Raw genomic sequence first — 14,745 nt, 5'->3', positions numbered from 1 at the left:
CATGTCTCCTATGGTTTTAGCGAATTCAAGCCATATCGTAAAAATTTTATCGGTCGAGCTTGGCAAATTTATCTGTGGCATGGAGTAGTTCTGTCTGAATGCCAGCTTCGAAAGCAGAGTGCCCAGCTGTGGGGATGAGAATAAACTCAGCTTCTGGCCAAGCACGGTGGAGCTCCCACGCTGTTGTCATGGGGCAAACGACATCGTAGCGTCCTTGTACGATCACGCAGGGTAAATGCCGGATGCGGTCGATATTTTTAATCAGCTGATCCTCGCTATCAAAAAATCCTTTATTGACAAAATAGTGGCATTCAATTCTTGCAAAGGCTTCGGCAAAATCTGGTCGAGAAAAACTAGTTTTGCTACTGGGTGAGGGCACAAGTTTGCTCGTACTGCCTTCCCACACTGACCATGCTTTTGCTGCTGTTAAACGAATGTGGCGATCGCCGCTGGTAAGGCGTTTATGGTAAGCACTGACGAGATCATGACGCTCTTCGGGGGGAATCGGTTTCAAAAATTCTTCCCAGGCATCCGGAAAAATCTCGCTCGCACCATGCTGATAAAACCAGTGGATTTCCTTTTGGCGGAGCATAAAAATCCCCCGCAAAATTAGACCTAAACACCGCTCTGGATGGGTTTCGCTGTAGGCCAAAGATAAAGTACTGCCCCAACTGCCGCCAAACACGACCCATTTATCGACACCGAGATATTCCCGAATGGTTTCAATATCCGCGACGAGATCCCAAGTGGTATTTTCCCGTAGTTCTGCTTTGGGAGTACTACGACCTGCGCCCCGTTGATCAAATAAAATAATGCGCCATAGGTCTGGGTGAAACAGTTGCCGATAAATGGGAGGACAGCCGCCACCGGGGCCACCGTGAATAAAAATAACTGGCTGCCCATCCGGATTGCCTGATTCTTCAAAGTAGAGGGTGTGGATATCGGAAACGCTTAACATCCCAGTGTTGTAGGGGCGAATCGGGGGATATAAATCGCGCATAAAATTTCTCGAACTGCTTTGACAATATCGTTATGCTCATCCTGCCTGAAAATATCGGCGATCGCACAAGACTGCAATAAATAACCACAAAAAAACTCCCCACATTGAGGAGCTTGATCAAACTTTCGCCTGCTTAACAAAGACCAAAAACGGATAGGTATACAACGATTCATTTTACTGTGACATTCGCTACAAAAAAAATGCTTATGGAGACGGTCTAACGGGGGCAAAGTTCGCTTTGTCTAGTCAAGGGTCTAAGGAACAAGAGTCTCTCACCATACCTACAGGGTTGGTGGGATGAGTGTCAATTTCTAGCGTGGGTTGCATTCCTAATAAACGTCAGTTATGGATAAGAATGTAGCCAAAATTCTTTAGAGAAAAGGAGACACGGAGAGGGAAAGACACGGGGAAGCAACGAAAATTTGCATTTTTTGAAAGCGAGGATTGTTTGCATAGAAACATCTCCTGATCTCCCGATCTCTCGCTCTCCCATTCACCGCGTCGTACTTCCGAACATGCTTAAGCAAAACTCACATTAATAAGCCTTATTTCCATCGCGCCGTTGGTGTCTGTCATTTTGTTTCACGCAATGTGTGATTTTGCTCTCTCTATCTGTACAGAATATGATCCCTTAGCTCTGGGGCATTTCCTGTGGAGTATTTGTCAAAACCCTTGTGCGACTTTTAATGTGATAGTTCACAAGGTTGATCAATGATTCGCTGTCAACGGGCTTTTCGATACGATCCCGGAAGCCGTGTTTCTGGAGCTGTCGCCAATTGCGTTGGGTGAGGCGATCGCCCACAAGTAACACTGGAATTTGTTGGGTTTGGGGCGAATGCTGCAACTTGCCCATAATTTTTTCCACATTTTCCTGAGCCTGCTCTGCGTCTAATAACACTAAACTCGGCTGTAAAATCGTGACCTGTCCAAGGGCGATCGCACTATCAATGAGCCAAATAACCTGGTAGTTTGCGGCCGTCAGCAAATCGCAAATGAGCGTCGCCGCTTCCTCATCTTGGGAAACGACAACAATCGTGCCGCCCATGGTGCCATTGGGGATCGTCCGTTCTGAAACACCAGCATATTTGCTCTGACAGGGGATACGTACCGTGAAAATAGACCCCTTTTTTGGCGTTGACGTGACATGGATTTGACCTTGGTGGATTTCTACCAATTGTTTGACTAAGGCCAACCCAAAGCCCGCACCATCATGGCTCCGGCTAATGGATGGTTCTAGCTGCTGAAATTTTTCAAACAATAGGGGCATTTGCTGGGGCGCAATACCAATACCCGTATCCTTCACTTGGAAAAGCACATCACCCTCGCCTTCCCGCCAAATGGTAAAGGTGACCTCGCCACCATGGGAGGTGAATTTAATGGCATTGGCTAAGAGGTGGGTCAAAATTTTGTCAATGCGTTGTAGATCTGCGCAAAAACTTTCCTGTTCGGGTTCAAGGCGATTGGTGAAAGTGAGGGTTAACCCTTGACGTTGTGCCATATCCTGAAATGAGTTGATCACCGAGTAGCACAATTGTTTTAGGGAAAATTCCTGTAGATCAAGGACTGAGCGGGCGGCTTCTGTTTGGGAAAAATCTAGAATATCCTGCAATAGATTTCTGAGTTTGACACCGCTGGTGTGGATACTTTGTAGATAGCTTTGCTGTTTTTCTGCCGAAAATTTATTGCCATTCTCCGCCGTTGACCAATAGCTGAGGGTATTGGATAGGCCAATGATTGAGGTGAGGGGGGTCAGGAGTTCGTGGCTTACGATATGAATAAATTCCCGCTTGGATTGGCTAGCGACTTGGGCTGATAGTAGGGCATCTTCTAGCTCCTTGGCGCGCTGCTGGGCGAGGGTCTCTAGGCTGACTTTTTGTTCTTGTAGCTGTTGGTAGGAACGGGCCTGCAAGACGGCGATCGCCAAATAGTCTGCGACGTGATAGAGAAAAGAAATCTCATTTTTCCGCCACCGTCGTTGGGTTTTACATTGATGGGCGATCAATAATCCCCACAACTGATTTTCGACCATTAATGGCAAGGCTAGGACTGATTGGGGCGGTTCGACATTATGGATATTTTTAAATTGTGGTGGACAGAGCTCGAAGCGTGCATTTTCGCTGGTATTACTAACGGCAAGGTGATGTCTGTCTTGGTAATACTCAACAAGTTGCGATCGCAGATCGGCGGGTAGTGACTCTGCGTAATGATTTAGAGACGGAATCGAATTATCGTTAAGGACTTCAAAGGTGACACGATTTAAAGACTGTTGCTCTGCTTCAAGATTTTGCCCTTCTGCTGTCACATCAAACTGGTAAACCAACAATCGATCAACTCGAAGTAATTTTTGCACTTGCTCTAGGGCAAGGCGTACCGTCACCATCAAATCTTTGTTTTGGTAGATGCGATGGGTGACATTATTGAGAATACGTTCCTGCTCAAGGCGATTATTTAATAGTAGATCGAGGGGACGGTTGGTCATGCTGGGGCCATGGCCAGTTTGGGACTGGATCTGGTTCGGCGATCGCCCAATATTCATCAACGCCAAAGTCAACTCACTGGGCAGTTGCGACACCGCAGGCAACGGAAACTTACGTAATTTTTTGAGCTGGGGCAACTTAACCCCTTGGGCTTCAAAACTGGCGAGGAGGTCAGAGACGAGTGCTGGCGCAAAGGAAACCGCCATTTCACAGCCGTCGGCATCTTCATTGTCTGCCGTGCCTTGCTGAAATTCAGCAGAGTAATTGCCCCACAGTATCGCTGTAAATTCAGCATCGACGAGGAGACGAAAAATATCGTATTGCAAAAAGATTCCCGCTGTGGCCAAGAGATCTTCGTTAAGGTAAATACGATTTGCTGTCTGGCCGAACTGGTGCCAAAGTTGGCAAAAGGCTTGCATCTCAGACTGGGGAACAATCCAAGCGATGTCGGGGGTCAATGCAGTCAGGTTCATGAAGAGGTTGTGCAAATGTTCTTCCAGCAGCAATATCTTCTAGGATGGCTGCAATTCCCGTTGTTCGATTCAGACTGTAAGCTTTTCTTAAAGAGAAGGGATGGCGATACGGCTGTAACGGGGTTATTCATCATCTTGATGACACGAATAGCAACATATCACATAATTTTTTGTAATGTAATTTACCTTGTTGCCTCTACTACTTTTTAATTGTTATCCATTTCTGGATGTGAATCATGGTTGTAAAACTTTCTGGCCGTACTCGTTCTTTCTTCTCGCTTTTGTTAGCGGCAACGGCAGTCCAATGGACTGGTTTGATGGTTGTGTCTACTCCGGAGGCGATCGCCCAGACAACGATTAAGTCGGAGATTCTACTCGAACCTTCAGAAGAGGAATCCTACAAAGTATTTATTGCGCGGGCGGAAGCGAATGCGGCCGTCAGGGTACAGTCATTATTTGATCAAGATTTACTGCGGACGGAGGCACAGGTCACAGTCCTCGGACAACGGAGTGCGGCGATCGCCCCCGTATTGAAATTGCGTGTGTCGCGGCGGGAATGGACAACATACCCAGACCCAGAAATCTGGAGCGTTTATTACCCAGAGTCCAAAAGCCTATTGCTGTTCGACGAAGCGCTACCGATTGTCGAAGCAGAACCAGACATCACAGCAGACGAGCCCCTCGATGATCGTTTAGCTTTATTTGTGACAAACCCTGACACAGGAAACCGTTATCTCCTTACAGGTATTGGCACATGGGCAGAGGCACAATCTGAAGCCGCCGCCCTCGGTGGCTCCCTCGTCGTGATCAATGACCAAGCCGAGCAAAATTGGCTCCTCGATGTTTTTGGAGATGGCCTTGTCCCTTCCAGTGGCCTAGTGAATAATCAACCGCAACCCACCGCAGGCTTTTGGATTGGTTTAAGTGATATCGCCACAGAAGGAGAGTTTGTCTGGATTAATGGCGATCCTGTCACCTACACAAATTTCGCCTTTGCAGAGCCAAACAATCTTTCTCCAGAAGGTCTAGAGGAAGATTATGGGGCGATCGCCTTGGGTGGAACCCTCGGTTCCGGCGGTGTGTGGACTGACCAGAGCCAAGACCGCGTCCAGTTGCGAGGCATTGTGGAAGTGTCCGCCGAGGCAACATTCCCAGAGGATCTTGACGTGCCAGCCGTAGATCCCCAGGAACCCGCACCATCTGGAGTTGAGCCAACGCCAGAGGCCGTTGATGGCGAACCTGAAGCGGATGGCGAGACCTCCGAAACGACAGATGCAGAAACCAGCGAAGCAATGGAAGAGACGACAACTGAAGAGGCAACAACGACTGAGCCAGAAGAAGAAGACGACGACGATGACAATGGCTTACCCTCTCGCACTGTGCCGACTCTAGTCCGGTAGTCACGGCAGAACAACGGGAATCACAGTAAAATTCGAAAGAGTAAAAGTTTTTCGATGTTGGCGTTTTGCGTCTTTAAAATTTATCCCTATGGCAAAAGCAATCTGGAACGGCACCGTCATCGCCGAAAGTGACAACTGCGAAATCGTTGAGGGAAATTATTATTTCCCACCGGATACGATCAAGTCTGAATATTTCAAATCTAGTGAGACCCACACCAGTTGTTTCTGGAAAGGGCAAGCGAGCTACTACACCGTTGAGGTGGATGGTGAGCAAAATAAAGATGCGGCTTGGTACTATCCTGAGCCGAAGGAAAAAGCAAATAACATCAAGGGCTATGTGGCTTTTTGGCGTGGCGTTAAGGTGGAGTCGTAAGCACGAAAATACTGCAATGGGGGGCTATCGTTAACATTTTCGGTCGTGCCCCAAGGCGATCGCCAAATTCTTTAAAATAAAAGAAAGTATAGATAGAGTTAGCGAAATAATGGCTGATATTCCTGCAGTTGCAACGATGTCCTACAGCGATCGCCAAATCACCGCTTGGTTACGGGGCTTGCTCACCATTGCTTGGGCTGATGGTGACTTTGATCCTGAAGAGCAACAGCTTATTTCCCAATTAACGAAAGACGCATTAGTTCCCCATGAAGAGATTGGCGAACTGACTGTGATTAGCCCTGAAGAGCTGACGATAGAATTGGGTGACGAACAAGTAACCCGCGAAAATTTCCTCCGCACTGCCGTCATGATGGCGATCGCCGATGGAGTTTATTCTGTGGTCGAAGCCGACGAGATTAAAGCATTTGGCAAAGCGCTTGGGGTGAATATGAGCGCCCTCCACAGCCTCGAACAAACCCTTTATGACCCCGAAACCTGCACAAAAGAAGAACCCCAAGAAGAGGTGCATATCGATGCCCTCAAACCAGTCCGAAATTGGCTAGATGAAATGGATGTGGATGACCCCCGAGTAGCTCGCTTCATCTGTAAAATGATTCCGCCCCAATGTCCCTTTGAGCGCAACATCAAGCTATTTGGCAAGAAGATCGTGCATATCCCCCCCATGTGCAAACTAAACCCGCTGTACGAGCAGCTAGTGGGATTACGTTTTCGGTCGTTGTCTTACCTTGCCGATGATTGTGGTGAAGATATTTCTGATTTTATTTAAAATCAGTTTGTCACAGTCGATTTATCGCTGGCAAAATTCTAGGGAAACAGGCGATAAACAAGGAAATATCGGAAATATCCATCATGATTTTGCGGAGAAATTTCCCGTGACTACCATTGCTGAATTATGGATCTATCCAGTCAAATCTTGTCAGGGCATTTCATTGACCAAAGCCCAAGTCACCCATAAAGGGTTGGCCGGCGATCGCCAGTGGATGATTGTCGACCAAACAGGCAAATTTATGACCCAACGCACCCATCCCCAGCTAGCAAAGGTGCAAACAAAACTCAACAATGATTATTTAACATTAAACTTCGAACAGCAACAACCGCTACAAATTGCAACGCACCAACAAGGCCATCTAATACCAGTAACCGTGTGGCGTTCCCAAACAAAAGCCATAGACCAAGGTGATTTGGCCGCCGCATGGTTTCGTCAGATTCTCGATGTCCCTTGCCGTCTAGTGCGCCAAGCTTCCGAGCAAATACGCCCCATCAATCCAGAGTATGCCCTCTGGGAAAATCAGCCCATAAGCTTTGCCGATGGCTATCCCCTTCTCCTAACTAATACAGCCTCTTTGGGCGAACTAAATACAAGAATTAGCGACCAACAAATTCCCATGGATCGCTTTCGCCCCAACCTCGTCGTTACAGGCGATCGCCCCTTCGCCGAAGACCATTGGCAAACCTTTAAAATTAATGAATTAGAATTTGTTGTCGCCAAACCCTGTGAACGCTGTGTTGTGATCACAACCGATCAGAAAAGTGGCGATCGCAGCACCACCCAAGAACCGCTCCGCACCCTACGTCAATTTCGTTACCAGCCCAATCAAGGCATTTTATTCGGTATTAATTTAATGCCAAAAGATATTGGCTCACTGACAATCGGAGAACAGATAATCCTCTAAAAAAACTGAAACTTTGACCTGAAATCAACAAGAAACCAAACAAACTAAGACATTTGACTGAAGAATAGACCAGGCAACTTAAAATGTTACCAGCAAGACCAATATCCGAATTGCGATGTTTCGCCGATCCCGAAAATCATCCAGCAATGCTAACTTAAAAAAATATAATATAAATGAAACCATACAAGTAATTTAAAAAAAACTTAGCTTACACTCACATATCAACAAAAATCATAAGATTCACTACATGAGTGCTTACTAAAAAAAAACTTTTAACAAGTTGAAAACGCTCAAAATAACAAAAGACAAACTACAATTAATTGCACCACATTTACTGTGCGACCCCCTTAAGCAAAGATACTTAGCACCGCCAAAGCCTTTCAGTTCTTTCTCCCCCCTAACCTTATTTTCCTAGACATGGCTTTGCCACAACCCCTAAACAATGGATGAATCATCCTTATCTTCCACCACCACTAATCAGCAAGACATTAAAATTATTCTTGTTGATGACGAACGAACAAATCTAAAAGCACTCGAAATCATTTTGAGTAGCTTACATCATAAAATTATTAGCCTCACATCAGGACAACAAGCTATTGATTGTCTCAAAAAAGATTCAACAAACGTTGCCCTTGTCATCCTAGACATCCATATGCCAATTATGGATGGTTTTGAAGTCGTCCAAAAAATCCAAGAATTACAAATAGAAGATTACATTCCAATTATCTTTCTGACTGGCTCTGCCACCGACAATACCTTTGTTTTTCAAGGCTATGAAAATGGCGCAGTAGACTATTTAGATCGTAATATTCATCCACAGGTTTTACGCTCTAAAGTAAGCGCTTTTGTGGAGCTGCATCAACAGTCAAAAAAAATCAAAGAACAGACTAAGAAACTACAACAAAGTAACCTTGCCCTCTCTCAAAAAATTGAAGAAAATAAAAAAGCCCTGGCGATCGTTGAAGAAAAAGAAAAAGAATTACGCGATTTCTTTGACCGTGCCAATGATTTAATCCATAGCGTAGATCAAGAAGGTCGTTTCATTTATGCCAACCAATGTTGGTTAGAAACATTAGAATATACCCAAGAAGACCTAGAAGATTTACATTTTCTTGATATTGTTCATCCTTCATACCATCAACACTGTCAAGTCGTATTTAGTAAATTAATGCAAGGTCTGCCACAACAAAGCGTAGAAGTTTTATTTGTCGGTAAATACGGTAACCACATTTATGTAGAAGGAAATATTAACTGTCATTTTAATGGCAATAAATTTGTCGCAACAAGGGGAATTTTTAGAGATATAACTAAGCGCAAAGAAGCAGAAGAACGCATGCTGGCAGCCCTTGAAAAAGAGAGACAAGTATCAGAGTTGCAGTCACGCTTTGTTTCCACCGCCTCCCACGAATTTCGTACACCATTAACTGGAATACTTAGTTCTACTGAATTATTGCAAGTATATTGGGATAAGCTAACTCACGAAGAGCAGCAAGAATATTTGGCTCAGATTTATGATTCGGCGATGCTGATGCGTAATTTAATGAATGATGTTTTATTAGTCAGTAAAGCAGAAGCGGGGCGAATGCAGTTTAACCCTGAAGAAATTCAAGTGGTGGACAGAATTAAAGAGCTATTGCAACAGATAAAAAAACGCATTAACAAACATCACAAAGTAGAGCTAAAAACCGATAATATTCATTCTGACAAAGAGTACAGACTAGATCCCAAATTACTACAATTAATTTTTACAAATATCGTTAGTAACGCAATGAAATACTCGCCAGAAAACTCTAGAATAGAAGTTGAAATTTCCGAGAAAAATGACTGTATTAATTTTAGAATAAAAGACGAAGGTGAAAGTATTCCACTTGAGGATCAGCCCTATGTCTTTGATTCATTCCGGCGGGGAAAAAATACCCATGATATTCCGGGAACAGGCTTAGGTTTAAATATTGTGAAGCACTGTATTGATTTACATGGAGGCAAGATTAGTTTTGTGAGTGAATCGGGTGTGGGCACTTGTTTTGATTTTTTATTACCAATCTCTGCTAAAGAAGCGTAGTCGATTTATTGGTTAATTTACTCACTTGATTTACTTATTTGTAGACACAAAAGGACTGCATTGCCATGGTGAAAATACTGGTTGTTGAAGATGATGCAAAAATTCGTAAGAATGTAGCACGCTTATTAAAACTCGAAGATCATGATGTCTTAGTGGCAGAGAATGGTTTACAGGGTCTAGATATAGCTTTGTCGGAAAAACCTGATTTGATTTTATGTGATATTTTAATGCCAGAAATGGACGGCCATGAAATGTTGCGGGTCTTGAAGGAAAAAGCGCCTAATTATTTTGCGCCATTTATTTTTGTTACAGCAAAGGGTAGTAAGGATGATATTCGTGAAGGGATGACTCTTGGTGCGGATGATTATTTGACTAAACCATTTACACGTATTGAGCTTCTGGATGCTGTGACTAGTCGTTTAGAAAAACAGCGTGCTTTTCAAAAACATTATCAAGAGCAACTACAAAAGATAGAGGTTGAATACTCGGATAATAAAAGGTTTGATCCTGTTACAGGTTTGCCGAATTTACTTTATTTGGAAGACAATTTTAAATTATTAGTTTGTGAGTATGAAAAGCTTCGTTTTGATCGCAATACAAATAATGTCATACTACCGTTTTTTGTCTTAAGGGTTGAGCGAACAGACACAATCAGGAAAAGTATAAATCTGGATGCTTACCAAAGTTTACTTAAGGCGATCGCCGATCGAATTAGTGATTTCTTACATGACGATAATTGTCTAGTCATGCTAAATGATACCGAATTTGTGGTTGTGTTACCGCCACAGGAAAAGCGTCCCGAAATTATTGCGATCGCCACATCAATGATCCAGTTATTTGAACGGTCTTTTATGATTGGAAATAACGAATATTTCTTACAACCTAAATTAGGGATTAGCATTTATGGGCGTGATGGTTATAGCATCAATGATCTGATCCAAAAAAGCCGTAATGCCCTAGAAACAATCACGAATGTTTCCAATGTAAAATATCGATTTTATTCTTTAACATTTAGCTTGGGTTCTAAGAAACAAGCATTTCTTGAAAGTGAACTTCACTATGCCATTAAACGGAAGCAAATAGCAGTGTACTATCAGCCCAGTATTAATTTAAAAACAGGCAAAATTATTGGTGTAGAAGCTTTAGCCCGTTGGGATCATCCTGAACTTGGTATGGTTTCGCCATTGGATTTTATTAATATCGCTGAGCAAACTGGTCTTATTAATGATATTGGCTTTTTCATATTGGAAACGGCAATTAAAGATGTCAGTCAGTGGCAAAAAAAATATCAACCGGATTTACATCTAGCCGTTAATTTTTCGAGCAAACAACTATATAGCCCAAATATCTGCCATGATGTTGTTAAAACCTTGATTAGCTATGATTTTTCCCCATCTAATCTTGATATTGAAGTAACAGAATCTATTTTGATTCGAGATTTCAAGCAAATTATGATGAAGCTAAATTCTCTACAGCGTCTGGGTTGCCGTATTGCCATGGATGATTTTGGGACGGGCTATTCTTCTCTAAACTATGCCCGTATTATTCCTTGGAATATTCTCAAGATTGACCGATCTTTTGTGAGCGATATTCACAATAATAAAGTTAATAGCATTATCATTAAAAATATTATTTCTGCGGCTTCTGAGTTAGGGTACGAACTGATCGCCGAAGGGGTAGAAACCAAGTCAGAACTTGCTGTCTTAAAACAGTATCATTGCGATCATGGCCAAGGTTATTTATTTTCTAAGCCACTGCCTGCAAGTGCTTTTGATCAAGCATTTTTTGACTCTAATTTTTTGCCTTCTTAGTTTCTAGATCTTAGTTGGGGTTTTATGGATTTTTCGACGAATCAGTGTGCTATATTTTCTGTTTTTGTGGCGATCGCCCTACCCATACTTTCTGCTTGCCAACCGCTGCAAAACAACATTGAAGCACCCATTTCTCAGCCATCAGAAGAAGTAATACCAACACCAACTTTGTCAGAGGAAAAAACAATTAAACTCGGTATCCTGAGTATCGACAGTGCCGTATCAGTGAATCAACGTTATAGTCCCTTAGTCGAATATCTTGAAACAACCTTAGACCAAGAATTTGAGCTAGTATCCCTAACCCAAGACACCCAGTTTTCAAAAGTTGCCCAAAAGGCCATTGACTTTACGACGACCAATCCCTTGTCCGCTGTGCAGGTGAGGCGTTTGCATGGTACAGAGTTTCTTGTGACCCATTCTCGTCCCCGAACAGGGACACAATTTAGTGGGTTAATTGTCGTGGAAGCAGAGAGCGATATTGAAACCCTAGAAGATTTGCGAGGCAAGCGTGGTGCCTGTGTGAATTTCCAGACGGCTGCTGCCGGTTGTACGTTTCAGGTGTTTCATTTGCTAGAGCGTGGCATTGATCCCTATGCAGATTTTGCGTCGTTTACAGAAAACAAGTCCCAAGACAACATCGTGTTGGGAGTTTTAAATGGCACCCTTGATTTTGGTTTTATTCGTACCGGTCAACTGGAAAAAATGGTGCGCACCGGTTTAATTGCAAGTAAGGATGAATTAAGGGTTTTAGAACCCATTAATGATGGTTTTTTCTACGAACATACAACGGCTCTATACCCTGAGTGGCCGATCGCCGCGCTTCCCCATGTTGATCAAGATCTAAAGAATTCGGTACAGGAAGCATTACTCAACGTACCATCGGATCATCCAGCCCTCACTGCCATTGGTATCGAATCTTTTGAGCCTGCCGTTGACTATGGCGCACTAGACCAACTAATTGAAAGACTGGAACTGAAAACTTGGGATGTCAAGTCTGCACCAGAATCATAATGTTTGAAAAGTTTCGCGAAAATCTAACCCTAAAATACCTCACCATGACCAGCGGTTTCGTCTTGGTTGTGCAACTATTATTTGGTTTAGGATCGATTTATTGGTCTGGGCGATCCCAATACCGAGCCTTAGAACAAAAGGTGTTAGATGAAGCGGCGTTTTTGGGGGGAGTGAGTCCCGAGGCAATTTTAGATGCTGATTTTTTGACTTTAGAGCGCCTAATGCGCCAAGCTAGCGTCGATGATGAGATTCTTTACAGTGTCGTACTCGACGCGAATCAAACGGCACTGACCCGTTATCTCAACCAAGAAAAACCTATTGTTGCGCAACTCACCAACGAGCAAACCATTAACCACCAAAATATTCTGGTGTTTTTAGAACGGTTGCAGCAACGACCAAATATCTATGAAATTCGGCAACCCATTATTGCGGCGGATGTTCTTCTCGGGGAAATTCGCCTCGGTTATAGCACGGCCATCATTGATGCTCAAATACGGCGTGGTGTCATTTCGATGATTTTTATCTCCATCAGCGTTAGTGCGTTACTTGCTTTTTTGACCTATCTTCTCTTTAGTCGTTTTGTGCGATCGCCCATCAAATCATTAAATGAATTTGCCCTTGAACTAAGCGAAGGCAACCTCGATCAAAGGATTCCAGAATTGCATGTTGACGAGTTTGGCAAAATGGTGGCCGCCTTCAACAAAATGGCCGACCAACTGCAAGAAACCCTTGCCGGTTTAACGGAGGCGCGCGATGAAGCTTTAGCGGGGACTAGGGCAAAAAGTGAATTTCTCGCCACAATGAGCCATGAGATTCGAACCCCAATGAATGCCATCATTGGCATGAGTAGTTTGTTGATGGATACAAAGCTTGATGATGAGCAGTATCAATTTGCCGATACCATCCGTCATAGCGGTGACAATCTCCTGACCATTATTAATGAAATTCTCGACTTCTCGAAAATTGAAGCGAACCGCCTTGAGCTAGAAATCCAAACCTTTGATTTACACCGTTGTATCTACGAAACGATGAGTATCATTGGGGTGCAGGCTAGTCGTAAGCATTTGCAGTTGGATCACTCTATTGATCAAAATTTACCGAAATATATTAAAGGTGACATCACCCGGGTGCGGCAAATTTTACTGAATCTACTGAGTAATGCCATCAAATTTACGAATCTTGGTAGCGTGACATTGAGGTGTGATTTTGTCGAACGTGAAGATGAACCCTATTTACAAATTTCTGTAAAAGATACAGGGGTTGGGATTCCTAAGGATAAGCAGGACGATGTGTTTGAGGCCTTTACCCAAGCGGATAATTCTGTGACTCGGCGTTATGGTGGCACGGGTCTTGGTCTGGTCATCTGTAAGCGTATTTGCGAAATTATGGGTGGTGAAATTTCCCTTGTGAGTGAAGAGGGTCTGGGGAGTAAATTCACGGTTTTATTGCCCCTTGATGAGCCGACTCCGGATGAAATTCCCATGCCGGAACCGGATGTTATTTCTTCATCGGGGTTGCGTAATGCGGAGGGGATTTTAAAGGAGCTAAAAGTGCCTCTCAAAATCCTGTTGGCGGAGGATATCCAAGTGAATTGTCAGGTGGCTGCTCTGATGTTTGCGCGTTTGGGTTATCGCATTGATACGGTTGGTAATGGTCAAGAGGCGATTGAGGCGTTAGCAAGACAAAGCTATGATGTGATTTTTATGGATTGGCATATGCCTGAAATGGATGGTATTACGGCAACGAGGCGTATCCGTGAGGAGGGTAATTCTCTGGAAAAACCTTGGATTGTTGCGATGACGGCCAATGCGATGCCTGAACAGAAGAAGGCTTGTTTGACGGCGGGGATGAATGATTTTATTGCGAAGCCTGTGCAGAGTAAGGATCTGGCGAAGGCTCTATTGGAATGTCCGCTGGTTTCAAGGGTGGCGATCGCCGCCAACCCGGATCTAGAAGCAGATCTCGTAAAATATAATGCCCTTGGGAGGGTCGCTCCGGGGAAGACGGTAAGGGCAACAGACTCTAGACTTCCTGAGGAAGCGCCTTTAGAACAAGCCCAATCGATAATCGACGAGTCAATGTGGCAAAGTTTGCTGGAGATGGCGGGTGTTGATAGTTATGGCTTAATTGATGACATGGTGGTCAATTACCTTGAAGATAGCCAGAAGCACATGGTGAAAATGAGTCAGGCGATCGCCGACCAATCAGCACAGGACTTAAATTTCGCTGTCCATGCGTTAAAAGGCTCTAGTCGTTACCTTGGAGCACAGCAACTGAGTGAACAATGCCAGATGATGGAGAAATACGCCAAGGCCGAAAATTTTGCCCTAGCGCAGACATTAGAACCCACCATTCAGGCTATGTATGCCCAGGTTGTTAAAGAGCTAAAACAGAAACGAGAAACCTTATCTGCAGCATCCTAAACAGCCCAAAAAACAAAAACC

General features: G+C 43.9%; 10 protein-coding genes. 8 read left to right on the top strand and 2 right to left on the bottom strand.

The window, feature by feature from the left end:
• Window positions 1-46: 46 nt before the first annotated feature.
• Both pip and NIES208_RS04055 read right to left on the bottom strand, forming a co-directional pair.
• Window positions 47-1,000: a prolyl aminopeptidase gene (gene pip, locus NIES208_RS04060; protein WP_075889991.1), complete on the bottom strand. Its 954-nt coding sequence runs from the start codon at window positions 998-1,000 to the stop codon at window positions 47-49.
• 631 nt (window positions 1,001-1,631) lie between these two features.
• Window positions 1,632-3,950 (bottom strand): hybrid sensor histidine kinase/response regulator, encoded by a 2,319-nt coding sequence (locus NIES208_RS04055; RefSeq protein WP_075889989.1) that lies wholly within the window; start codon window positions 3,948-3,950, stop codon window positions 1,632-1,634.
• 236 nt (window positions 3,951-4,186) lie between these two features.
• On the opposite strand from NIES208_RS04055, the gene NIES208_RS04050 reads away from it, so the two are divergent.
• The 8 genes from NIES208_RS04050 to NIES208_RS04015 all read left to right on the top strand — a co-directional run bounded on the left by NIES208_RS04050 (window position 4,187) and on the right by NIES208_RS04015 (window position 14,724).
• Window positions 4,187-5,350: a C-type lectin domain-containing protein gene (locus NIES208_RS04050; RefSeq protein ID WP_084176527.1), complete on the top strand. Its 1,164-nt coding sequence runs from the start codon at window positions 4,187-4,189 to the stop codon at window positions 5,348-5,350.
• Window positions 5,351-5,438: 88 nt separating this feature from the next.
• A complete protein-coding gene (locus NIES208_RS04045) occupies window positions 5,439-5,723 on the top strand; it encodes a DUF427 domain-containing protein (RefSeq protein ID WP_075889985.1) in 285 nt (94 codons plus the stop codon).
• 109 nt (window positions 5,724-5,832) lie between these two features.
• Window positions 5,833-6,510, top strand: coding sequence for a Mo-dependent nitrogenase C-terminal domain-containing protein (locus NIES208_RS04040; RefSeq protein WP_075889983.1), 678 nt, complete (start codon window positions 5,833-5,835; stop codon window positions 6,508-6,510).
• Window positions 6,511-6,616: 106 nt separating this feature from the next.
• Window positions 6,617-7,417: an MOSC domain-containing protein gene (locus tag NIES208_RS04035; protein ID WP_075890092.1), complete on the top strand. Its 801-nt coding sequence runs from the start codon at window positions 6,617-6,619 to the stop codon at window positions 7,415-7,417.
• Window positions 7,418-7,859: 442 nt separating this feature from the next.
• On the top strand, window positions 7,860-9,479 hold the full coding sequence (locus tag NIES208_RS04030) for a hybrid sensor histidine kinase/response regulator (protein WP_075889981.1): 1,620 nt from the start codon (window positions 7,860-7,862) through the stop codon (window positions 9,477-9,479).
• A gap of 65 nt (window positions 9,480-9,544) precedes the next feature.
• Complete coding sequence (locus NIES208_RS04025) at window positions 9,545-11,290, top strand: putative bifunctional diguanylate cyclase/phosphodiesterase (RefSeq protein WP_075889979.1); 1,746 nt, start codon at window positions 9,545-9,547, stop codon at window positions 11,288-11,290.
• 24 nt (window positions 11,291-11,314) lie between these two features.
• Window positions 11,315-12,301, top strand: a complete 987-nt coding sequence (locus NIES208_RS04020; RefSeq protein ID WP_075889977.1) for a phosphate/phosphite/phosphonate ABC transporter substrate-binding protein — start codon at window positions 11,315-11,317, stop codon at window positions 12,299-12,301.
• Window positions 12,301-14,724, top strand: coding sequence for an ATP-binding protein (locus NIES208_RS04015; RefSeq protein ID WP_075889975.1), 2,424 nt, complete (start codon window positions 12,301-12,303; stop codon window positions 14,722-14,724). The genes NIES208_RS04020 and NIES208_RS04015 overlap by 1 nt, the downstream gene beginning before the upstream one ends.
• Window positions 14,725-14,745: the final 21 nt, after the last annotated feature.

This window comes from [Limnothrix rosea] IAM M-220 (assembly GCF_001904615.1).
Lineage (GTDB): Bacteria > Cyanobacteriota > Cyanobacteriia > Cyanobacteriales > MRBY01 > MRBY01.
This window is presented reverse-complemented; position numbering and strand designations above follow the sequence as displayed.